Origin of the sequence: Victivallis sp. (assembly GCF_048170485.1) — a bacterium.
In the GTDB taxonomy this organism is placed as follows: Bacteria; Verrucomicrobiota; Lentisphaeria; order Victivallales; family Victivallaceae; genus Victivallis.
Genome location: NZ_DBEXAY010000093.1, coordinates 1 through 21389, shown reverse-complemented (window position 1 = coordinate 21389; position 21389 = coordinate 1). Strand labels below are relative to the sequence as shown.

The window sequence follows — 21389 nt, the reverse complement described above, 5'->3', positions numbered from 1 at the left end:
ACTTCCGCCAGCTGTCCAGCAACGCGGCAGTTACCACCGCGCCGGCATGCAATGCAGTGTTGTAAATTGCATGCCGGCGCGTTATATTATAGGGAATTGTTTGCCAATTTTATGCAGGAGCACTCCGCGATGAAATCCTATTTCCGCCCCGAAATCGACGCGATGTCCGGCTACGTCCCCGGCGAACAGCCGAAGATGGCCGATCTGGTCAAGCTCAACACCAACGAAAACCCCTATCCGCCGTCGCCGAAGGTGCGGGAGGTGCTGACCAATTTCCCGTATGAACGGCTCCGGCGCTACCCCGACCCGATGGCGGACGCCCTGCGCGACGACATCGCGGCGGAATTCGGCGTGAAGCGGGAGAACGTCATCGCCGGAAACGGTTCCGACGACATCCTCACCATGGCGTTCCGCTGCTTCACCGCTCCGGACCGGCCGCTGGCCTGCCTCAACCCGACCTATTCGCTCTATCCGGAACTGGCGAAAATGCAGGGAGCGCCGGTCATCCGGATCGACCTCGACCCGGCGGCGGGCTTCACCATGCCGGAGAATCTGCTCGAACAGGCAGAGAAAGCGAATCTGCTGATCATCACCCGGCCGAACGCGCCGACCGGCAATTCGTTCCCGCTCGAATTCATGCGGGAGATCTGCCGGAGCTTCGACGGCGTGGTGCTCTTCGACGAAGCCTACGCCGATTTCGCCGACGACAACTGCATGGAGCTGGCCAAAGAGTTCGACAACGTGCTGGTGTCGCGCACCTTCTCCAAGAGCTACTCGCTGGCCGGTCTGCGGCTCGGCTTCGCGGTCGGAAATGCCGCGCTGATCCACGGCATGTTCAAGGTCAAGGACTCCTACAATCTGGACATGCTCACGCAGGAGCTCGCCCGGGCGGCCTTTGCTGACCAGCGGTACATGAAGGAGAACGCCGCCCGGATCCGGGCGACGCGCGGCGAACTTGCCGAAGCGCTCCGCTCGCTGGGGTTCGACGTGGTGCCTTCGCAGACCAACTTCCTCTTCGCCGCTCCGCCGGATGGCGACGGGCAGCGCTGCTTCCTCAAACTGCGGGAGGCGGCGGTGATCGTGCGCTACTTCTCCGGCCCGGTGACCGGCCGCTACGTGCGGATCACCATCGGAACGCCGGAAGAGACGGCGCGGCTTCTGGCGGTGCTCACTCCGCTCTACGGCAACCGGTAAGGAAAGAACTCCATGATGCGGAAACTCCTCCTGACGCTCCTCGCCGCCGGAACGGCGCTCTGGGCCGCCTCCGCCGGAACGGTCCGGATTCTCGATGCGGCGCCGGGCGGCGGCGGCGCGCCGGTCCGGCAGCTCGCCCTGCTGCAGGGGCTGGAGAAAGGCTCCGGAGAATTCCGCATCGAAACCCTCCCGCCGGAGGAAGCGCTCCGGCAGCTGGAGGCCGGCAAGGCGGACTTCGTTCTCGTTGCGGAATCGCGGATTCCCGACACGTTCGCCGGGGAGCGCCGCTTCTACGCCGCATTGGCGGCGGCGGTCTATCTCTCGACCAACAATCCGGCCGTGACCTTCACCCGGGAACAGCTCGCGTCGATCCTGACGGCGGAGCGGCCGGAGTGGACCGCCTACAACGGCTCCCCGACGGAGATGCACCGGCTCGGGCTGAAGCCGCGGGCGAACGGCGCGGGCGTGGCCGAAGCTCTGATCGGTCTCGGCAAGAGGAAACCGGCCGAAGGGATCTTCCGGGTCGGTTCGAGCCGCGAACTTCTGCTGCTGGCCGGCGCGGACAGCGAGGCGATCGCCTTCGGGCTGCTGCTGCCGGAGGTTCCGGTAACGGTAAAAACCGCGGCCATTGACGGGGTGCGCCCCGCCCCGGCGGAGATCGCCGCCGGGAAATATCCGCTGGCGGTCCGGTGCGCGCTCCTCTGGAAGAAGAATCTCTCCGCCGACGCGGCGGAGTTCCTCAAACGGATTGACTCCAAAGATTTCCGCGACCTCGTCGACGAGGCGGAAATGCTCCCGCTCTCCCGCTGAACGCCTCCCCCGGTTGACAAAATTCCAGTTAAAAACGGAATTGTTTCAACTTGGGGAGCAATGGCATGCAGAACGATTTTGTGCCGGTCATCACCGCCGGACGCAACGTGACGGTGGAGCGCACCGAACGCGGATACCGCGTCAGCAGTTCCGCCTCTCCGGCGGCGGTGACCCTCTACACCGGCTACCTCGCGGTCCGCGCGGAAGCCACATCCGAAGACGGAAAATCGGCGACGGTCCGGGTGGTCGACGGTTCGCTTCCGGCGGACCAGCAGCTCAACTACCTGGCCGGCATGGTGGAGGTCGATCACATCTTTCACCCGGAGATGAGCGACTCCGGCACGGCGGCACAGCCGGAACTGCGCCGCTACCGCGTCGAAATCAATCCGCGCGCCAGACTTCACCTTGACGAGGGGGAGAGCGTCATCTACCTCTCCGTTCACGTCACCCTCGGCGCGGCGGAGGACGGCCGCAACGAATTCGAAGACCCGATCTGGGAGAAGATCCACATCACCGCGAAATGCAAGGCGGCCCCGGAGATGCCGGAGCCGGAAGAGTGCGAATTCTTTCTGCTGATCGCCACGGCGAAGGTGGCGAACGGAGCGGTCACCATCCACCAGCAGCACTCCGGCGAGCCGCACGGGGTGATCCTCGGCGCCTGTGAGCATGAGGACTCCGACTCCGAAACCTCCGACTCGACGGATTCCGACAGCAACTCGATGCAGTCGGACTCCTCCTCCTCCGACTCCTTTCAAAATTACTACTCCGACTCCTCGGAGTCCTCCAGTTCCGGCTCCGGCTCTTCCTCCAGCGCCTCAAGCTCCTCGGGCTCCGAGAGTTCCGCCTCCGAGGACTGGTACTGGTACGGCGTAACCAAGTGCCTTTTCGACGGCGAGGACTGGCGGTACATGGGCACCGGCGGCGAACAGAAACCGATCCGCACCGGCGTCTACACCACCGAAGCCGGACTGACCTGGGAGGTGCAGATCCGCACCCCCGGCTGCACCACACAGGCTCTGGCAATCGCTCTTGCTGAGAAGTGGGCGCAGGAAAATCCCAAAACCCGCTGCAACTATATCAACCCGTAGGAGATCTTCATGGAGTCCATCAATCGGCACAACTGCCTCAACTGCGCGGTCAAACATCTGGCGAGCGCGGCGGCCATCGCCCGCGAAATGCTGACCGGATACGATACCCCCGAATACCGCCTCTATCTCCTGGGCAACCTCAACGAGGCGCAGGAACAGCTCACCGGAATCGACGTCGAACTCGCCAACCTGGTCCGGCAGGTCCGCCTCTGGATCGCGCCGGACCGGCTGGAAATCACCATCACGCAGGAGAAACTTCAGGCCATCGAGACGCTGGGGAAGGTGGTCGCGAAACGGCCCGCCTCCCTGCCCGCACCGATGGCGGGCGAACCGGCCGCGCCGCCGGCGGTTCCCCCCTGTCGCTGTTCCGAGTCCGGGGGCAGCGCTGCCACGCCGTGGAAAAGTCCGGGGCGGAAGTTCCAGCCCGGCCCGCGGCCGGTTCCGGGTTCGATCGACATCATCCTTCCACTGCGGGCCGACGGTTCGGCACAGGCGAACGACGAACTGCGCATCGCCCTGCGTTCGATCGAGAAACATCTCCGCAACTACCGCGACATCTACCTGATCTCCAGCCGGGAGCCGGAGGGATTTTCCGGGTACCGTTTCGTCCGCTGTTCCGACCAGTATCCCCGCAAGCAGATGAACATCCACGCCGCGATCTGCGCCGCACTGCGGACGCCGGGCATCTCCAGTGAAGTGATCTTCTGGGCGGATGACAACGTGCTGCTCGACGACCTCGACGCCGCCGACCTGCCGGTGGTGGCCCGCGTCGACGATCTGCTCAACTTCTCCAACGCCCCCGACGCGAGAGTCTGGCACCGTTCGCTGCGGAACACCGGCGAAGCGCTCCGCCGCGCCGGATATCCCACCGTCAACTACGAGGCGCACACACCGGTGCGGTTTCAGCGGGAGAAATATCTCGCGCTCGAGTCGGAATTCAACTTCTACGAAGAGGTCGGGCTCTGCTACATCTCCCTCTACCTCAACCGCTACGGCGTCATCAACCCGCTGCCGATGCGCCAGATCAAAGCGACCTTCGAATCGCCGAAGGTCGACCCGAAGGCGCTGGAGGGGAAGCTCTTCGCCGGATTCAGCGACGGCGGCGTCGAAGGCGGCATTCTCTCGCTCCTGCGCACCCGCTTCCCCGACCGCTCCCGCTTCGAGCGCTACGGGGTCACCCGCAATCTCTACAGCTCCCGCACCCGGATCGGCGTCGTGATCGGCACCAGCGGCAGTGCGCCGCATATCGACCTCGGGCTTCACTGGGTGGTCCGGGGCAACGAACTGCCGGCTCTGGTGGTGGACGATTGTTCCGGAGATGCCGCGCTCGCCGAAGTCTGCGCCCGTTACGGTGTGGAACTGCGCGAACTCTCCGCGCACCACGGCCACTACGCCGGAGATCTGCAGATCTTCGCCGCCGGGCTGGAGTGGGCCCGCGAACAGGGAATCGAACTTCTGGTCAAACTCTCCCGCCGCTTCATCGCCTGCAACCGCTGGCGCGAAGGCCTGCTCGACCTCGCCCGCCGCTCCAACGCGGTCACCTTCTCGAGCTACACCACCAGCTACCATTACGGGTTCCGCACCGAATGTCTCGGTCTCTACGTGCCGGCCTGGGCGCCGCTGATTCCGGAGCTGAAACGCGAGGCGACGCCGGGCAGGCGGATCTTTGTCGAAAAGTTCCTGCACGACCGCGCCCGGCTCCTCGCCGAACGCTGGCTCTCCCCGGAGTTCGAAGCGTGGCGCACCGCGCATCCGCTCGGGCGCGACAAGCAGGGGTACGCCTGCTGGGAGGAGATGCTCGGCACCGACCGCCGCGCCAGCCGCGAAGGATTCCTCTGGCACAACGCCGACTCCGCCGAACAGTACGCCGCCGCCGCCCGCGCCGTCGGCCTTCCCTACTCGGAGGAGGATTTCGGGCTGGTCCGGAAACCGGGAAAGGCGAAGCCATGAGCGAAGCGATTTTCAGCCACTCCGGCAAGGTCGGCGACCTGATCTACGCCCTGCCGTTCGCGCTGGCTCACGTGAGGACGCACAACATCAAGCGGACCGCGTTCAACCTGAACATCCTCCCCGGCCGGCGGCTCTACACCCGCGAATCGGCCGAGGCGCTGGCCGCACTGCTCCGCAGTCAGCACTGGATCGACGCGGTCTGGTTCGACCGCCCGGAGGAGGCGACGGTCAACCTCGACGCCGGGAACCACACCTGGGTCCGCCACAGCTCCGGCGACCTCGCCCGGCGCTTCGCCCTGCTCGGGCGGGAGTTCTTCGACCCGATCGACTTCTCCGCGCCGTGGCTCTTCGGCATCGAGCCGGACCCGCGGGCGAAGGGGAGAATCGTCCTCTTCCGGTCGTTCCGCTACCGCAACGACCGGCTTTCGTGGCTCTCGCTGCGGAGCTTCCGCGACCGGCTGCTCTTCCTCGGCTCGCCGGAGGAGTACGGGGAGTTCGCCGGCCGCGTCTGTCGCTGCGACTACCTGCCGACCCGGGACTTCCTCGAAGCGGCCCGGCTGATCCGCGGCGCGGCGCTGACGATCGGCAACCAGACCGGACTCTTCGCCGTCGCCGAGGCGCTGAAGGTGCCGCGGCTGCTGGAGATCAGTCCAGGCTGTCCCAACGTCATCATGCAGGGCGGCTGGAACCGGGATCTGCTCTCCGAGGAGGAGCTCGAAGCGGCGCTCCGGCTCCTCGCCTGATCGGCGGAATTTTTCCCGGTTCCGGTTGATTTCCCGCCCCCAGCATGGTATCTTATGGGGAAAATTCAACCAGACAAGGAAATTCCCGGCATGATTATTCTCGGCATCGACCCGGCGATCCGGACCACCGGCTACGGCGTGATCCGGGCGGACAATCCGGCAAGCTTCACCATCCTCGACTGCGGCGTCATCGCCAACTCCGCCCGGCTGCCGCACACCGAATGCCTGCGGCGGCTCGCCGGCGGAATCCGGGAGCTGGTCGACTCGTTCCATCCCGACTGCGCCTCGATCGAGGAGCCGTTTCTGGGGAAGAACGCCTCCACCGCGATCATCCTCGGCATGGCGCGCGGCGCAATCCTGACCGCCCTCGCGGAGCGGCAGATTCCCGTCTACGCCTACTCCCCCCGCTCCGCCAAGCGGTCCGCCGTCGGCAACGGCGGCGCCACCAAGGAGCAGGTCGCCCGGATCATGGCGGTCGAACTCGGCATCGAAATCGAACAGATTCCGCTGGACTCCACCGACGCCATCGCGCTCGCGGTCTGTCACGCCCAGCTGGCGCTCCGCCCGGCCCTCGCCGAAAAGATGGGCAAGCCGCTGTAACCCCATGGCGAGTGACTTTCACACCCATTCGGCGCCGCCGGCCGGTGCTGCCGCGCTGGTCTCGACCGGGCTGGACCGGCTCGGGAGTTTTCCGCTCGAGTCGCTGGAATTTCATCCGTGGCGGCTTCCGTCGCACCCGGTGGAGCTGACGCGAGAATTCGCCGCCGCCCTGGCGCGGGCCGCCGCCCTCGGCGAGGTCGGCCTCGACCGGCTGCGCGGCCCCGCGTTTCCGGTTCAGCAGCAGATGCTCGACCGGCTGCTCCGCCTCGCCGCGGAACAGGAGAAACCGGTGGTCTTCCACTGCGTCCGCGCGACGGCGGAACTGCTCGCCGCCGTGAAACCCTACCCGCATATGCGGAAACTGTTCCACGGGTTCCGCGGTTCGCCGGAGCTTTGCGAGGAGCTCCGGAAGCACGGCTTCTACCTCTCGCTCGGCGCGGCGGCGCTGGAACGCGCCCCGCTTGTCGAACACCTCCGCCGGACCGGCTTCGACCGGATCGGCTTTGAAACCGACGACCGCCCCGAACCGGTCGGGCAGCTGATCGAACGCGCGGCCGGCGTGTTCGGCTGTCCGGCGGAACAGCTGGCCGCCGTCACCGACGCCAATTTCAGGGAGTTTCTGCAACGATGAACCATTCCGAAGACCAGTCCCGTTTCGAACGCACCCGCCTCCTGCTCGGGGAGGAAAAACTCGAACACTTCCGCCGCGCCCACGTGCTGGTGCTCGGCGTCGGCGGCGTCGGCGCCTACGCCGCCGAACAGCTCGCCCGCGCCGGAGTCGGCGCCCTCACTCTCGTCGACGGCGACCGTTTCGAACCGACCAACTGCAACCGCCAGCTGCCCGCGCTCACCTCGACCCTCGGCCGCCCCAAAGCGGAGGTGGTCGCCGAACGGATGCGCGAAATCAACCCCTCAGGAACCTTCCTCCCCCGGGTGGAGTTCCTCCAGGGCGAAGGAATCGGCCGCCTGCTGGAAACCCGTTTCGATTATGCGGTCGACGCGATCGATTCGCTGACCCCGAAGTTGGAGTTCCTTCTCGGCTGTCTTCAACGCAATATCCCGGTAATCAGTTCGATGGGTTCGGGAGGCAAGGTCGATCCGTCGCAGATCCAGGTGGCGGATATTTCGAAGACCCACGGCTGCGCCCTCGCCCGCGCGGTCCGCACCCGGCTCCGCGCCGCCGGAGTCAACCGCGGAGTCTGCACCGTCTTCTCCCCGGAAGTCGTTCCGCCGGAAGCGGTCCTCGCCTGGAAAGACGAAGCGGGGCACCACCACTCCACCGTCGGAACCGTCTCCTATCTGCCGGCCATCTTCGGCTGCGTCTGCGCCTCGGTCGTGCTCCGGGCGCTCTGAGCCGACACGCGCCTCGCAGAGATTGTCCCGGCAGAAGACACAAGTTCCCCCAGAGGGAGCGCTCCACCTCCGACGAGCGGGATGCCCCGTTCTCGTCGAAGCCGTTACGGCATCACCTGGAACGCCGCCTCCGCCCGGTGCCCCGCGATCAGGTCGGTGCAAATCACCGTCCAGTATCCGGCCCGGTCGTTGCGGGCGATGGGGATCTCCAGCTCGAACACTCCGTTCGTCAGGCAGTAGTACCCCGAAGAAACGTGACGCCGCCCCGCCGAATCGCGGAGTTCCACTTCGAGCGCCTGCGTCCCCTTGACCGGACCCGCCGCCAGCAGTTCCGCCCGGAGACGGATTTTCTCTCCGCGACGCACCGTCGGCGCGATCTTTGCCTTCAACCCGGTGAGTTCCGCCGAGGCGAGATAGAGCAGCCGTCCACCGCCCGGCGGCAGGAAGAACGCCGCACCGCCCTTTTCCAGCACGACCTTTCGCCGCGCCGCCACGTCGTAGAGCCCCCGCCCCGGTGCCGTGAGTTCCGGAGAAAATTTCACTTCAGCCCTCTGCGGCACACCGGCTTCCAGCACCTTTCCGAAGCGGCCGACGTAATCGCCCGCTGTCCGGCTGTCGTTGATGAGGAAGATCGCCTGATCTCCATCGCCGAGACGGCGGCTGATGACCAGATTGTCGGAAGACGATGAGACGAGACGATGGAACTTTTTCTGCTCCAAAGTCTTGCGCAGAAGTTTCGCGCCGCGCCGCCACGCCGCTTCCCGGTCGGCGGCGGAGAGCTTCGCCGTCTCTTCGAACGGCAGTTTCACGATGCCGGCCAGCGGGATGCGCGACCCCGTGTCGGTGATCACCGTGCGGCCGGACTCGAGAAAGCGCTTCACCGCGGCAAATCCGCTTTCGCTCAGGAAACGGGTGTCCGGCACCAGCAGAACTTCGAACTTCTCCAGTTCGCCCAGCGACTCCTCGTAGAGAATCCGCGGCTGGAGCTGGGCGAGGATGGCGCTGTTGTAGACGTCGGCGAAAATCCGGTTGGCGTTGCCGTAGTTCCCGGTGCGCCCGTAGAGCGAACTGTAGACCGACTGCAGCATCGTCACCCGCGCCGGAGAACCGGTCATCTTCCGCAGCATCGGCCCGTAAGGACGCAGAACCCGGTCGGAGAACTCCGCCAGCGCCTCGGCCGTATCCGGATTGGTCGCGGCGTAGGTGCCCGGCGTGGTGCTGATCGCACTGCCGCCGTCGAGCATGATCGCTTCGACCGGGCGGGAGAGCGCCAGCCAGAGCGCCTCGCGCAGATGGTCCGGCGAAATGGTCATGAAGCGCCCGAAATGGATCGCGTCGCGCGCTTCGACGAAAGAGGCAGCCTCTTCGGCCGCCTTCTTTTTGTCGGCCGATGAAGTGAGTTCGCCCACCACCTCGTTGGTGTACCAGAAGAGCTGCAGATTGGGCACAACCGGCTTCTTCCCGCCGACGGCGGCCTCCATCTCGTCGATGTTTTCGAGCACCGCAAGCGGACTCGGATTGGTGTAGGTCCAGTGGCTGACGAAATCCATCCCCCGGTCGCGGCCGAGGAAGGCCGGATTGCGCAGAATCGGGTCGTGGAAGGTGCGCGCCTCCGGGAGGTGCTTCTTCAAAATCTCCGCCGCCCGCGCCCGGCTCTCCACAAAGCCGGAGCCGTTCAGCCACCACCAGCGGATGAAATCAAACTCCGGCGAATGGTCCGGCAGTACGGCAGGGTGGTTCTTCTTTCCGTAGAGCGAGGCGCCGACCATGCCCCACACCCGGTTGACGCCGGCCGGAAGCGGGTCGAATCCCGCCTGTTTCGCCAGCGCGAGGCATTCCGGATGGAAGCACTGGAAGAGCTTGCGCTCCTCGTTCTCCGTCTCGGAGTCGAAGAGCAGCAGCCGCACCGCAGGGGAGCCTTCCAGGCGGCGGCCGAGCGCTTCAAGCGACTCCTCCAGCGCGCGCCGGTAGGCGGGGTGGTTGTGACAGATGTCGCCGGAAAGCTGGAGCTTGCCGGACGCGTTTTTCATCAGAAGATCGGCGAATTGTTTTTTATCCCAGTAGCGCCGGGTGTCGATCTTGAGCAGAGAAGCGACGCCGTTGCGCAGATATTCCTCGTTGCGCTCGACGGCGGCGAGGGTGCGCTCGAGCTGTTTCTCCTTCTCCTGAGCGAACCCGGAGACGAAGAAGAACGACGGCACCGCCGAGGCGGTGAATCCCAGCCGGGCCAGCTCTTCGCCGGAGTCGATGCCGTCCCAGAGCAGCAGCGGGAAACGAGCCGGATTCTCCGGCGGAACGACCGAAAGCAGAAGTTCGGTGGCGGCGAGACTCTTCCCCTCCGCCGAAACGACCTCGCAAGAAACCGCGTAGTCGGCGCTCCGCAGGGAACCCGCCGGAAAGAACAGTTTCACCTCCGCCGCCTTCCCCGGCACCAGAGCCGGGAGCTTCCACTTCTCCTCCGGCAGAGCAGCGTCAATCCGCATCCGGAACTCCGCGCCGGAAATCGTCTCCCCGGTCGGGTTGAGCACACGGAACACGAGCGGAATCTCCTTCTCTTCCGGCCGGAAGACCCGACGGCGGAACTTCGGCTCGATCACCAGCTCACGCGCCGGCGATTTCTCCGGCAGAAGTTCCACTTCGCACCGGTCGAAAAATCCCTGCCGGTGGCTGGTTCCCACCGCCACCGCGCCGGACGAAAAGGCGTCGGCCACGGCGGAGAGCTCCACCTTGCCCGCCTTGGCGGTCAGCCGGTTTCCTTCGACCCGGATCGACAGCTCCAGCGGCTGTTTCTGCGGGGAGGCTTCGCCCGCGCCCTCGGCTCTGGCCAGCACCGTCTCCCGCCCGTCGACAATCCGGAGCAGTTCCAGCACCCGGTGCGGGTCGGAGTAACGCACGGCATAACAGTTGTCCTGATTGCGCCAGCGCGCCGCAAGATAGAGCGAACCGACTCCGTCCGCCGTCGAAACCCGCGCCCGGAAGAGGTAGTTCTTCCAGGCGGGCGACCCGGCGGTGCTCCAGAGCGGCCGGTCCCCCGGCGCGACACCGTCGGAGAGTTCGGCAATCCGGCCGTCGGTGATCTTCCAGTCGCCGGAGACGGCGATCCATTCCGGTGCAGGCAGTGCGACCGGTTCGGCGGCGGCAAGGCCGGAGCCCGCCGCCAGAGTCAGCAGAGCGGCGGCCCGCAGAATCCGTCGGAGAATCGGCATGATGCACCTCCTCCGCAAATCAAAGCGTGTCCAGCGACAGCGGCTCGGTGGCCGCCGGAGTCAGCACCCGGCGGATCTTCCCCAGCACCCCCTGGTTGTTGATCCAGCGGATGTCGGAGGCGAAGACGCCGGTACCGATGTTGTTGACGTGCCCGTCGAAGAACGCCATGTTGGCACGGTTGTTGTGAATGAGATAGGGATACCCGTAATCCCCGCTGGAGGTGGAGGTGGTCAGCAGCCGGTAGGCATTTTCGTTCCCCTCCTTGCGCGGATTCTTCGAGCAGCCGACCATGCCGATCTTGCTGAATCCGGAAGAACGGTACTTTTTCAGGTTAAAATGGTTGACGCCGTTGTTCTTGTCGCCGTAGAGCGAACCATACCCCTTGGTCCACTCCGTGATGTCGGTGCTGGCGGGGAGAAGTTCCGGGCAGAAGTAGATCTTGCTGAACGGCAGATAGTTGTTCTTGGCAAAAGCGAGCATCCAGGAGTAATGGTTTCCCGCGGTGTTCAACGAGCCGTCCTGCCCGGCCGGATACCAGAAGTTGTAGTCCTGCATGTAGGTGTTGGCGGCAAGGCCGATCTGCCGGAGATTTCCGGAGCAGGAGATCGCCCGCGCCCGGGCCCGCGCCCGGTTCAGCGCCGGCAGCAGCATGCTGGCCAGAATGGCGATGATGGCGATCACGATCAGGAGTTCGATGAGGGTGAATGTCTTGCGTTTCAACATGTTACTTTTCTCCTCTGGTTGAGTTTTCCCGGTTGAACTTCAGACAGACGGCTTGATAGGGTGAAATAATGTTCTGGAACGTGCCGGAACTGGTCCGGTCATATTCCTGATTGGTAATTAGATCGGTAATCCGGACCGGCTCGGCGGGCAGTCCGGAAATCTCCACCGTCACCTGCGTATCGTCGGAGGAGTTGACCAGCGCCAGCACATGGTTGTCGCGCCAGCCCAGTTCCGCAAACGCGATCGAAGGATATTCACGCACCTCCTCTTTGCGGGGGATGGGAGTGGTTTTCAGCCGCTCCGGCCCTTTGACGATTTTGACCTTGAGGTCGTTCATCGGGCGGCCGAAGAGGAAGATCTGGCCGATTCCCTCCGGTCCGCCCAGCCGGCCGGCTTCGAAAGCATAGGCGTCGAAATACCGCGGATGCGCGGAGAACCCCGACCGTTCCGCCAGCGAGAAGACGGCGATTCCTTTCGCTCCGGAAATCAGCGCAAGATAGATGTCGTGCCGCACGAGTGATTCCACTCTCGTGAGCATCTCCGAAGAGGGCTGGCGGAACATCTCGACCACCGCAATCGGAATCGAACGGCTCCCGGCCTGCCGGATCGCCTCGGTTTCGCTCTCCATCGACCAGCGGCACCAAACCCGTTCGCGCTCCTTGTCGAACTGCGAAGGATACATCCCCTTGCCGATGATATCGAGCTCGGCGGCGAAGGGGCGGAGCTGTTCTGCATTGTAATGGTTGGGCAGGTACATCCAGACCGGCCGCCGTTCCGGATCGTTGTTGCGGATGGCGGCGACGGCGCGATGGAGGAACTCCATGTCGAGTTTCCGCCACGGGCGGAGCTCTTCCGGCATCAGATACCACCAGGCGATATTGGGGTTGGAAGCGGACTTGCGCACCTGTTTTTCGATCGACTCGACGTACGGTTCAAGGTCCAGATTCGGGTTGTCGAGAAGTTTGCGGGTAAGCGTAGTTCTGCCGTCGACGGCGCGGAGCGGCCAGACGATCGGAAGCAGTTCGGAGCCGGCCTTCAATTTGCGCATCTGGCCGTCACTGTAGACCGGGCCGGCCATCGAAAAGCCCGCCTTCGCCGTCGCGGCGACACTGGCGGGAGAGAAACCGGTGAACGGGAAAATTCTCCCGGCCGGATAGATCCGGTCGGCGGGAAGATCCTTCCCGTCATCGAACCCGGGGCGGAAAAAGTCCGCCGCCACAGCAGTCGCGGCAATTGCACCGGCCAACAAGAGACAGAATAATTTCATCGCCCCGGCTCCTTTTCGGATTTCTATTTTGGACAATGTCCACTCTGCTTATAGTATACCCGGTTAAAATCAAAAAGTCAATAGCACAATTGATTATTTTCAAACTTTTTGCAATTTTGTAGACGGTGTCCAATTATCGACGGCAGGCCGGCGAGAAGAGCGCTCCTGCCGGGGAGGTAGAAAACAAGGGAAGCGGGAGGCGGCTGTTCGGCCGGCGGCGCATGACCGCGCCGCCGCCGCGTCACGCCCGCAGAGGATCCAGCGGAAGCGGAACGTTTTCGCTGTCGCGCAGAACCGGGAGTTCCCCCTCCCAGGTGACCTCAAGCCAGACGTAGCGGCCGTCGATCGCATTCTCCGGACGCCATTCATCCGCAAGGAAGAAGATTCGCCCCTGCTCCTCCCAGGCGAAGGTGCCCTGGGTGCCGAAGGTCGTCTCCGCCCCTTCACCCCGGGCGGGATTGCCGAGTTCGGTCCACGGCCCTTCGATCCGGTCGGCCACCGCGCTCCGGGCGGCGTTGGGCGCCCAGCCGGTGCAGCCGGAACAGATCATATAGTAGCGCCCGCCATGCCGGAACACCACCGGAGCCTCCATCCAGCGCAGGGGGAACGCCCGGTGACAGGGGCCGTCGAGCCGGGTGAAAGTTTCATCCAGTTCCACGATATGAAGCGTGCTGTTCGCCTCCGAGGAGTGGATCAGATAAGCACGGCCGTCCTCATCCTGAAACAGGGTCATATCCCGGCTCTGCTGCCCGATCGGGAGATCGGCGCCGACGATGCTCAGCTCTTTCGTGCGGGGATTTTCGCCGTTCGACACCGGCGGCTGTGACCGCGTGAAGGCAATCCGTTTTGGATTTTTCAGCTCCTCCGGGGTGTTTTCCGGCCAGCGACCGATGGAGGGGCGTTCGATTTTGAGCAGCGCGAACGGTCCCTCCGGATGGTCGGCCAGCGCAATTCCCACCTTGGCGTCGCTGTATTTTCCGTCGGTTTCGCAGTGGAAGAACATCACGAATTTCTTCGTCTTCGCATTGCAGAGCACCTTGGGCCGTTCGATCACACACTCTCCCGGCTTCAAGCCGCCGGCTTCGCCGCCGCGGATGTCGAACGCGATGCCGCGATCCTCCCAGCGGGAATAATCCCGGGTGCGGTAAACGTGCACCCCCACCCAGGCTCGGTTGCCGGCGCGCCCCGCGATCTTGTGTTCGCCGTACCAGTAGATCCAGCCGTCGTGGCGGAGGAGGCCGCCGCCGTGAGCGTTGATGTGCACGCCGTGGTCATCCGGCCACAGCTCGCGGTTTCGATATCGTTTCATCAGAAAAGCCCGTCTTTCTTTTATATGTTACAGTCTACGGCCAGACGCGTCCGCCACATTCCGTTTCCGGAATCATTGCCCGACCAGCTCCCCGACCAGCAGAATTGCACCGATGTAGGCGTCGATCGGCTGGTATTTCGCCGGATTTTTGTCGAAATCGGGGCGGTTCCGCTCGAACAGGATGGCACGCTTGTCCGGCTTCTCATCCAGCAAACGGATTTTGACCGTGTGAACCTTTTCCGGATCGAGATTCGTCCCCACGGCGACCGTGTTCAGCCGGTAGTAGGTGCAGTAGGGGTCGATGAGACGCCGCGGAAAGCTCTTCCCGTCGAGCGTGATTTCCAGAACGCCGCAGCCGGGCCCGAGCAGGGTGTAGAGATTGAGTTTCGTCCCCTTGAATTTGAACTCCATCGTACCGCCGGGCGAGAGCTTGACACAGCCGGGCGCGCGGTTTTGAAAGAGTTTTGCCGGAGCCTGATTCAGCGGAAGTTTCTCCACCGGCCCGGAGAATGTAACCTCTTTCCGATCCAGCGGCAGCATGACCGCGTTTTCAAAGTTGTCCTTGACCATCGGCGCCGGCAGAGGTGCATGCGGCCCCGGCTTCCCCGCTTCGGCAATCTTCGGGAACGCCCGCTTGAGCACCCCGGTGTAGAGCACGTGGCCGGTGTTCAGGTAGGGGTGAACCCCATCCTTCGAGAAGGGAATCTTCCCGTCTTTATCCACCGCGATGTCCGAATCCAGATTCAGCGCGTCGCCCGAAACCCGAGTCAGCCCCTGGTCGCTGCTCTGCATCACCAGTTTGCCCGCCTTCACCAGCCGGGCGATCTCCGGTTCGAAGCTGACCGAGGGGATGTTGTAGTAGTCGGCAATCTCCTCCATCGTGCTGGTCGAACGCTTCGCCCGGCCCGCCAGCAGGTCGGGGATGTTGGACGCAGTCACCGTGTAGACAAAGCAGATGTCGGTCTCCGGCAGAACCTTCCAGATATGGCGGACGATCCCCTCCATCGACTGCCGGATCCGGTAGGGCGATGTCCCGGCATCGTTGACCGCGAACTCCACGAACACCAGGTCCGGCTTGTGGCGGAGCACATCCTGCTCCAGCCGGAAGGCGCCGAGTTCGGACCCGGTTCCGCCGATCGCGGCGTGGATCTCATCGACTTTCCGGCTCGGGGAGAGCGAGCGGAAGTACTCCAGGCTCTGCGGCCGCCAGCCGTTCTGCGCGGTGATGCTGCCGCCGAAGTAGGCGATGCGGACCGGTTTCCCCGCACGCAGTTTTTTATTGAAATTCGGCAGACCGCTGCGGACACACCAATCGACCGGCTTGCGGATCTCCACCTTGTTCCAATCCCGGACCTGTACCGGCGCCGCCGCGATTTCCGTCACCGCCGCCCCCATCAGCAGCGCCACCAGACAGAGTGTTGAAACTCCACGCATTGCCCATACCTCCAATTTGTACATTCTTCGGACAGCAAAGTTGCACTCCGGATTACTATAGGCGCTGTTGCGGAAAATACAATAGCGCCGCGGCAACTTTCCGGCCGGCCCAAGTTGCTTCGCCGCCCGAGAGCCGGGAAAAGCCCGTAAGCGGAAATTCCCCACCGGCAGAGCATCGAAAAAAAACGCGCCCCGCGAACAGGGCGCGTTCGGAACCATTCCGCTTAGATGAGCAGAGCGGCATTGTCGAGGATCTTCCGTCCGGCGCTGCAGGCGGGGCAGTCGCACCACTTGCCCCCCTTCGCCTGCACTTCGCGGGCGTGCGCGGCCATCGCGGCGGCCCGCTCCTCGCCGAACTTCTGTTTCCCGCGCGGAGATTCGAAGAACTCGATGACGTGCCCGATCGGAGCGACGTCGTCCTTCAACTCCAGAACGAGCGCATCGGCCGCCGCCTTCTTCGCCGCGGGATCAGCGGCATCGAGCCACTTCTGCGCGGCATCTTTGAGCTCCTGACAGCAGGAGGGAGCGGCGATCATCTCCAGAACAATCTGTTTCATTTCCTGTTTTTCCATTTTCGACCTCCGTGATTGCACGTTTTATTTTTCCGGCCGGTTCAGCCGTTGTTCCGCTTCCCGGACATTGTCGAGCACCCGTTCCAGAGCGGCCTCCAGCCGGCGGCACTCCTCTTCCGACAGCCCCCGGCAGGTCAGTTCGTTCATCCGCTCCGAAACCGCCTGATATTCGTGCTCCAGCGCACGCGCTTTCGGCGTCAGGGCGATCAGCGTCTTCCGCCGGTCTCCGGGAGCCGGACGGCGACGGACCAGCTCCTTGCGCTCCATGCGGTCCAGCATGCTGGTGAGCGTGGCGTTCGCCAGCCCGGTTCCGTTGGCGAGCTCCTGGATGGAAATGGAGTCCCGCCCCCACAGCACGTAGAGAATCCGCCCCTGCGGGCCGTTGAATTCATCGATGCCGTACTCCGCGAGCATCTTTTCCAGCAGCCGGCTGATATGCTGTCTGGTCAGCGTGATCAGCATGCCGATTTTCCGCTCCACAGCGCGCCCTCCATCTTCTTTTTAAATTACGATATAATATATTTCGATATAGAAATATTTCAACCTCCCAATTTGCTTTTTATATTTTTTTAGAATGAATTGCCCCCGCCGGAACCGCACCGGCGAGGGCTGAGGGAGAATGGATTTGAACCGGAGATCAGAGCGCTCCGGCCGGAGCGCCCGCCTTCCCGGCGGGAACCAGGCCCGCCGGAGTCGCGGTGAAGTTCACCAGCCGGTCGTACACCTTGCGGACGGTCGGAGAGAGTTTTCCGGCGCCGTATCCGTCGCTCCCGGTGCACTCCGCATTGCGCAGTCCGCCCGGGCGGATGAGTTCGCCGCGGGAATCGGCGTCAACCCGCAGTTTCCGCAGAACCGGGCCGCCGATCTTTTCCGCCCTCTTTTCATATATGTAAAAGGCGGGGGAAAACCGGTTGTCCGCGAACTGCAGACGCGGATAGGGAGTCGCCGGGAGTTTTGCAATTCCATTTTTCATGCCGCTCACCACGCACCGCTTCATCGAAGCGCAGGTCCGGCTCCAGCCGGCCGAGAAGTCGGCCAGATACCGGGCCTGCGACAGGGTGCACTGATAAAAATTCACGCTGCCGCTGCGGCAGCGCAGCAACGGAAGATCCCGGCTCCCCTGAATTACGCAGTGAAGGAAGGTGAACTGCGAGGCGTGTTCCTGCACGATGGGTTCCTCCGAATTCCCGCCGGAGAAAAAGCAGTTGACGAAGCGCGCCGTCGCTTCGTTGTAGAGCGAAACATTGCTCTCGAACGCATTGTCGAGAAAGACGCAGTCGACATACTCCGCATGGGAGCTGTTGACATTGCAGACGTTGCTCGACGCACAGCGGATCGCGCCGCAGCCGATGTAACGGATGGAACTGGTCCGGTGACACGAGAATCCCTGTCCGCAGTTGTCGTAGGCCAGACAGTTGATATAGCTGCTGTTCTGCGGAGAACCGTCGGCGTCAAAACCGTCGTTCACGCTGAAGATGCAGTTGAAGTTGCGCACGATCGTGTGGCTCGCATGAATGTAGAATCCATAGTTGGCCGGGAGTTCAATCCGCAGCTCTTCGAGGCGCTTCCCCTCCGGGAGGTGGAAGTAGACCAGCTTCTCCGCCTTGTTCCACTGAAATCCGCCCGGCGTCTTCAGCAGCTCCTCCCGGTCGCGGCAGTTCGGCGCGGCACCGCCATCGACGAACCAGATACGCGGCACCTCCAGCCAGTGTTGGATCTTCTTGTCGTTCTTGAGCCGGTTGCTCATCGGGTAGAAGGGAAGCCGGAAGAGCCGCGTTTCAGGAACCGCTTTCCACGCCTCCGCCGGAACAACCGCCAGTCCGCTGATCGTGGCGCCGTTGCCCTCCACAATCAGCGGTTTCTCCAGCGTGCCGCCCCGGAACAGCCGGTAGCCGTAACTCTGCGAGACATCGGCGCCTTTGTAGGGCATCTGATACGGCTTCCCGGTGTTGGTCACTTCGATCCGGCCGGAAACCGGGACCATCCGGCATGCTTTGTAGAGGGTCGCGTAAGGGTGTTCGCGGGAGCCGTCCCCGTCGTCGCTGCCGGTGAGGTTGTTGACGTGAATGGTCTCCGCCCCCGGGAGAAGCAGCGGCAGCAGCAGAAGGCCGGCAGAAAGGGAGGGAAGAATCCGTCTCATTTCCGCACCTCGATGTTCCACTCTTTTCCGTCGACGATGTTTTTCCCGGTGATCCCTTCGCTCTCGATCAGCCAGATCGGCTTGAGACCGCGGAATCCGAACCGGCTGCCGGGAACCGTCGCACCGTATGCCGTATTCTCGATGATGTTGCCGGAGATGACCGAATCGCGGGCGGCGCAGAGGGCGATTCCGGCGCCGGGGGAGTCGCTGATCCGGTTGTTGAGGATGGAGAGCCGGGCGTGTCCCCGGGGGATCTTCCGGTACTCCTTCAGGTGGACGAAACTGCAGATGGCGCCGCAGACGTAGGAGTCCGCGCGCGGAATCGAGGCCTTGCCGACATTGCGGATTACGTTGTTGCGGATGATGACATTCTCCACCCAGCCGGCCTCGTTCCAGTATTCGAACTCCGCGCCGAGCGAAATCGCCGCATCGGTGACCCGCTCGATGGTGTTGTTTTCGATGACGCCGTCCGGAACCATGATCCGCATGCCGCGGGCCCGGTGGTCATGGAAGTAGTTCTCCGCGATCCGGAAGGGGCGGCCGTTGGGGAGCGGCTGCAGGTAGAGATCGCCCTCCAGCGGCAGAGCGCCGGTATCCAGCCGGATGTCGTACGCGGTGGGAATCCACTGGTGTTTCGATTTGTACTTCGCCCGGTCGAACCCGGCGGCCAGCTCCTCCATCGTCGCCTGGTAGTCCGATTCGGCGCAGGCGATGACGGTAACCTTGCCGACCGGTGCGAAACCGAGGTCGCGGCGCAGCAGCAGTGCGGTATCCCCCGGCGGAAAGAGCGCGGTCATCCGCTCGGACGCGGCGGCGAAGGGGCGGATGATTCGGAACGTTCCGTTCTCCTTCTCCAGCGGAATCAGCCGCATGACCGCTCCCGCGTGGAAGTTGATGGAGTCGTCGTTGCTGTTCCGGATTTCGCATCCGATGATGTGCGGATAGTTTCTGGCGAAGGAGATGTTGAATCCGTCGCCGTTGGTGGAGCGGATGCGGTCGGTCTCCGCCCCTTCCGGCCGGGGACCGGGAATCACGCGGCAGCGGAGAATCCGGTCATCGCCGGCGCTGTAGCGCATGCCGATGGCGAAACAGCCGCTGCCGTGGATGGTGAGATTTTCGAACGTGTGTCCCCGCCCGCCGACGGTCTGGATGACGTTGGCGAAGCGCCGCCCGATCGGAATGCGGTCGCCGAGGCGGAGCGGGGCGGTTCCGGACAACCGGACCCGCATCCTGCCGCGGCGCGGCGTGAGAATCTCCGGTTTCCCGGAGAGGCGCCCCAGATCGGTGCGGAGTGTGCCGTCCGGCAGGAAGACTTCGAGACTCTCGTTGGCGATCAGGTCCGGAACCAGATCCGGATATCCCTTCTCCACCTCGAATTCGATGGTTCTGCCGTCCGCGGAAATCCGGGTGATCTTCACCTGCGTGAAAATCATCGGGTCGAAATCGAGCGTCAGATTGCGGATGGTGAAGTTGGTGCAATCCTCGATTTTGAAAATGTGATCCTTGCGGCTCATCAGCAGCGTGGCGCCGTTGCCGTCGATGGTGACGTCCTTCAATCCGGTGATCGTGGTCCGGCGGTCGGTGCGGTAGATCTTCTTTTCCAGCTTGAGATATTTCACCTTCCCGGCGAGAACCGGCCGGATGGTTTCGGCCCAGTCCGCCCCGGAAAGCAGCAGCGGCAGAGAGCAGGTGCAGGCGAGAAGTCGGCAGAAGAGCTGTTTCATGATGTTCCTCAGTTGTTTTTTGCCACGACGCGCGTGAGATCCCGGGTGTAGTAGACATCGACGTTCACGCGGGAGCCGACCAGTTCCGGACCGCCCATGCTTTCCGTGTGGCCGTCCACGAAGCCGACCACGCATTGACCGGAGTGCGCCAGCCAGATGCCGGTATTGGCCTGATCTCTTGCCTTGAGGTAGTCCGGCGCCCAGTAGTAGTACCCCTTCCCGAAGCGGTACTCGTCGCCGCTGTCGATCGCGCAGACGGTGTCGGCCAGGTAGAAGAAGCTGCCCGGATTCTTCACCTTGTGGGAGACGATCGTGATCGTCAGATTCCCCGGCCCCTGCGCCCAGCATTTCCCGAATGTGGCGATGCGTGAACAGTCCTCGTTCGCCGAATTGTTCATCCAGGCACCGTAGCTGCCCCAGTAACGCTGGGTCGGAACCGCCTTGTCATACTCCGCAGGGACGTTGTTGGCGGGGCAGGTCATCACCGCCCACGGCACGTAGGCCCGCCCGAGCAGATTCTGAGCGTCGTAGGAGGCGTTCGACAGCAGGACGTTGAACGGCACGAAACTCTTGCCGGACTCCGCTTTCATCACGATGTGGCCGTTGTAGTCGGCGGCGTAGGAGCTTTCCGCGAGCAGCACCTGTTTCTTGTTGGAGGTGCAGCTGATCGCCTTGGCGCGGTCCCTGGCTTTGTTCAGCGCCGGCAGCAGCATCGCCGCCAGAATCGCGATGATCGCAATTACAATGAGGAGTTCAATCAAAGTAAAAAATCCGCCCTTCACCGCCCTCCTTCCACCGCGTCGCCCGGCCGCCTGAAACGGGAAGAGTTCCGCCGATTCGACGCGCCCTCTTCCGCCGCGCAGGAGTTCCTGCTCCATCCACATTTTCTTTTCCTCCCGGTTTTGCCGCTCCGCCCTCCGGCATGCACCGCCGGCAGGAGCCTGTGCTGAAACTCATTTTGTGAAAACGTTCCCATTTACATCGGATATTATAACAAAAAACGTTTCCAAATGCAAGAAGAAAAGCAAAAAAAATTCAAATTTTTTCAGTGCCGTCCCATAATTCTTTGAAATCGTCATTCTAACCACCCTATTTGAGCCTGAGTTGATTGTTTTTTAAAATTACCCATTTCCTGTTTTTCCTTTTCGTTGAGTTGGATTATAGTTGTGCGAATCCTGGTAAATATGCCTGTTCCGGAGCGCCTCGCATACGGACAGAGTCAGATGCTGTCCCACAACATCTGAGGACACTTCCCATATCCAGGCAGCGCCAGAT

Annotated in this window: 18 protein-coding genes; 8 read left to right on the top strand and 10 right to left on the bottom strand. The window is 63.2% G+C overall.

The features are described from left to right. Positions 1–129: 129 nt before the first annotated feature. The 8 genes from hisC (at position 130) to ACMLHG_RS05010 (ending at position 7738) form a co-directional block, all read left to right on the top strand. Positions 130–1194, top strand: a complete 1065-nt coding sequence (hisC, locus tag ACMLHG_RS05045; protein WP_417169762.1) for a histidinol-phosphate transaminase — start codon at positions 130–132, stop codon at positions 1192–1194. Between the two features lie 12 nt (positions 1195–1206). Beyond that, complete coding sequence (locus tag ACMLHG_RS05040) at positions 1207–2004, top strand: hypothetical protein (RefSeq protein WP_417169761.1); 798 nt, start codon at positions 1207–1209, stop codon at positions 2002–2004. Positions 2005–2069: 65 nt separating this feature from the next. Further along, positions 2070–3092, top strand: a complete 1023-nt coding sequence (locus ACMLHG_RS05035; RefSeq protein WP_294433557.1) for a hypothetical protein — start codon at positions 2070–2072, stop codon at positions 3090–3092. 9 nt (positions 3093–3101) lie between these two features. Next, positions 3102–5042 carry a hypothetical protein gene (locus ACMLHG_RS05030; protein ID WP_417169760.1) on the top strand — a complete coding sequence of 647 codons (1941 nt, stop codon included), beginning with the start codon at positions 3102–3104 and terminating at the stop codon, positions 5040–5042. Beyond that, positions 5039–5785: a hypothetical protein gene (locus ACMLHG_RS05025; protein WP_294433562.1), complete on the top strand. Its 747-nt coding sequence runs from the start codon at positions 5039–5041 to the stop codon at positions 5783–5785. The genes ACMLHG_RS05030 and ACMLHG_RS05025 overlap by 4 nt, the downstream gene beginning before the upstream one ends. Positions 5786–5875: 90 nt before the next feature. After that, complete coding sequence (gene ruvC, locus ACMLHG_RS05020; RefSeq protein ID WP_294433564.1) at positions 5876–6385, top strand: crossover junction endodeoxyribonuclease RuvC; 510 nt, start codon at positions 5876–5878, stop codon at positions 6383–6385. Between the two features lie 4 nt (positions 6386–6389). Then, positions 6390–7016: a TatD family hydrolase gene (locus ACMLHG_RS05015; RefSeq protein ID WP_417169759.1), complete on the top strand. Its 627-nt coding sequence runs from the start codon at positions 6390–6392 to the stop codon at positions 7014–7016. Further along, positions 7013–7738 carry a ThiF family adenylyltransferase gene (locus ACMLHG_RS05010; RefSeq protein WP_417169758.1) on the top strand — a complete coding sequence of 242 codons (726 nt, stop codon included), beginning with the start codon at positions 7013–7015 and terminating at the stop codon, positions 7736–7738. The genes ACMLHG_RS05015 and ACMLHG_RS05010 overlap by 4 nt, the downstream gene beginning before the upstream one ends. 104 nt (positions 7739–7842) lie before the next feature. Here ACMLHG_RS05010 and ACMLHG_RS05005 read toward each other — a convergent pair whose 3' ends face one another. The 10 genes from ACMLHG_RS05005 to ACMLHG_RS04960 form a co-directional block, all read right to left on the bottom strand. Continuing rightward, positions 7843–10944, bottom strand: coding sequence for a hypothetical protein (locus ACMLHG_RS05005; protein ID WP_417169757.1), 3102 nt, complete (start codon positions 10942–10944; stop codon positions 7843–7845). 19 nt (positions 10945–10963) lie between these two features. Continuing rightward, complete coding sequence (locus ACMLHG_RS05000) at positions 10964–11668, bottom strand: DUF1559 domain-containing protein (protein WP_294433577.1); 705 nt, start codon at positions 11666–11668, stop codon at positions 10964–10966. A 1-nt stretch (position 11669) separates the two neighbouring features. Next, the gene (locus ACMLHG_RS04995) at positions 11670–12935 is read right to left on the bottom strand and encodes a hypothetical protein (protein ID WP_417169756.1); all 1266 of its coding nucleotides are present in this window, start codon (positions 12933–12935) and stop codon (positions 11670–11672) included. 241 nt (positions 12936–13176) lie between these two features. Then, positions 13177–14244: a glycoside hydrolase family 43 protein gene (locus tag ACMLHG_RS04990; RefSeq protein WP_417169755.1), complete on the bottom strand. Its 1068-nt coding sequence runs from the start codon at positions 14242–14244 to the stop codon at positions 13177–13179. 72 nt (positions 14245–14316) lie between these two features. Continuing rightward, positions 14317–15678, bottom strand: coding sequence for an SGNH/GDSL hydrolase family protein (locus ACMLHG_RS04985; RefSeq protein WP_417169754.1), 1362 nt, complete (start codon positions 15676–15678; stop codon positions 14317–14319). A 224-nt stretch (positions 15679–15902) separates the two neighbouring features. Beyond that, positions 15903–16235 (bottom strand): hypothetical protein, encoded by a 333-nt coding sequence (locus tag ACMLHG_RS04980; RefSeq protein WP_295808117.1) that lies wholly within the window; start codon positions 16233–16235, stop codon positions 15903–15905. 39 nt (positions 16236–16274) lie between these two features. After that, positions 16275–16730: a MarR family transcriptional regulator gene (locus ACMLHG_RS04975; RefSeq protein ID WP_295808120.1), complete on the bottom strand. Its 456-nt coding sequence runs from the start codon at positions 16728–16730 to the stop codon at positions 16275–16277. A gap of 157 nt (positions 16731–16887) precedes the next feature. After that, positions 16888–18390 carry a right-handed parallel beta-helix repeat-containing protein gene (locus tag ACMLHG_RS04970; RefSeq protein ID WP_417169753.1) on the bottom strand — a complete coding sequence of 501 codons (1503 nt, stop codon included), beginning with the start codon at positions 18388–18390 and terminating at the stop codon, positions 16888–16890. After that, entirely contained in the window at positions 18387–20114 is a 1728-nt protein-coding gene (locus ACMLHG_RS04965; protein WP_417169752.1) for a right-handed parallel beta-helix repeat-containing protein, read from the bottom strand. Before ACMLHG_RS04965 ends, ACMLHG_RS04970 begins: the two co-directional genes overlap by 4 nt. Positions 20115–20122: 8 nt before the next feature. Then, a complete protein-coding gene (locus ACMLHG_RS04960; RefSeq protein WP_294433592.1) occupies positions 20123–20998 on the bottom strand; it encodes a prepilin-type N-terminal cleavage/methylation domain-containing protein in 876 nt (291 codons plus the stop codon). Positions 20999–21389: the final 391 nt, after the last annotated feature.

Coding starts and splice junctions, on each gene's coding strand:
- hisC (WP_417169762.1), top strand. CDS start 130: ATGAAATCCTATTTCCGCCCCGAAATCGACGCGATGTCCGGCTACGTC.
- ACMLHG_RS05040 (WP_417169761.1), top strand. CDS start 1,207: ATGATGCGGAAACTCCTCCTGACGCTCCTCGCCGCCGGAACGGCGCTC.
- ACMLHG_RS05035 (WP_294433557.1), top strand. CDS start 2,070: ATGCAGAACGATTTTGTGCCGGTCATCACCGCCGGACGCAACGTGACG.
- ACMLHG_RS05030 (WP_417169760.1), top strand. CDS start 3,102: ATGGAGTCCATCAATCGGCACAACTGCCTCAACTGCGCGGTCAAACAT.
- ACMLHG_RS05025 (WP_294433562.1), top strand. CDS start 5,039: ATGAGCGAAGCGATTTTCAGCCACTCCGGCAAGGTCGGCGACCTGATC.
- ruvC (WP_294433564.1), top strand. CDS start 5,876: ATGATTATTCTCGGCATCGACCCGGCGATCCGGACCACCGGCTACGGC.
- ACMLHG_RS05015 (WP_417169759.1), top strand. CDS start 6,390: ATGGCGAGTGACTTTCACACCCATTCGGCGCCGCCGGCCGGTGCTGCC.
- ACMLHG_RS05010 (WP_417169758.1), top strand. CDS start 7,013: ATGAACCATTCCGAAGACCAGTCCCGTTTCGAACGCACCCGCCTCCTG.
- ACMLHG_RS05005 (WP_417169757.1), bottom strand. CDS start 10,944: ATGCCGATTCTCCGACGGATTCTGCGGGCCGCCGCTCTGCTGACTCTG.
- ACMLHG_RS05000 (WP_294433577.1), bottom strand. CDS start 11,668: ATGTTGAAACGCAAGACATTCACCCTCATCGAACTCCTGATCGTGATC.
- ACMLHG_RS04995 (WP_417169756.1), bottom strand. CDS start 12,935: ATGAAATTATTCTGTCTCTTGTTGGCCGGTGCAATTGCCGCGACTGCT.
- ACMLHG_RS04990 (WP_417169755.1), bottom strand. CDS start 14,244: ATGAAACGATATCGAAACCGCGAGCTGTGGCCGGATGACCACGGCGTG.
- ACMLHG_RS04985 (WP_417169754.1), bottom strand. CDS start 15,678: ATGCGTGGAGTTTCAACACTCTGTCTGGTGGCGCTGCTGATGGGGGCG.
- ACMLHG_RS04980 (WP_295808117.1), bottom strand. CDS start 16,235: ATGAAACAGATTGTTCTGGAGATGATCGCCGCTCCCTCCTGCTGTCAG.
- ACMLHG_RS04970 (WP_417169753.1), bottom strand. CDS start 18,390: ATGAGACGGATTCTTCCCTCCCTTTCTGCCGGCCTTCTGCTGCTGCCG.
- ACMLHG_RS04965 (WP_417169752.1), bottom strand. CDS start 20,114: ATGAAACAGCTCTTCTGCCGACTTCTCGCCTGCACCTGCTCTCTGCCG.
- ACMLHG_RS04960 (WP_294433592.1), bottom strand. CDS start 20,998: ATGTGGATGGAGCAGGAACTCCTGCGCGGCGGAAGAGGGCGCGTCGAA.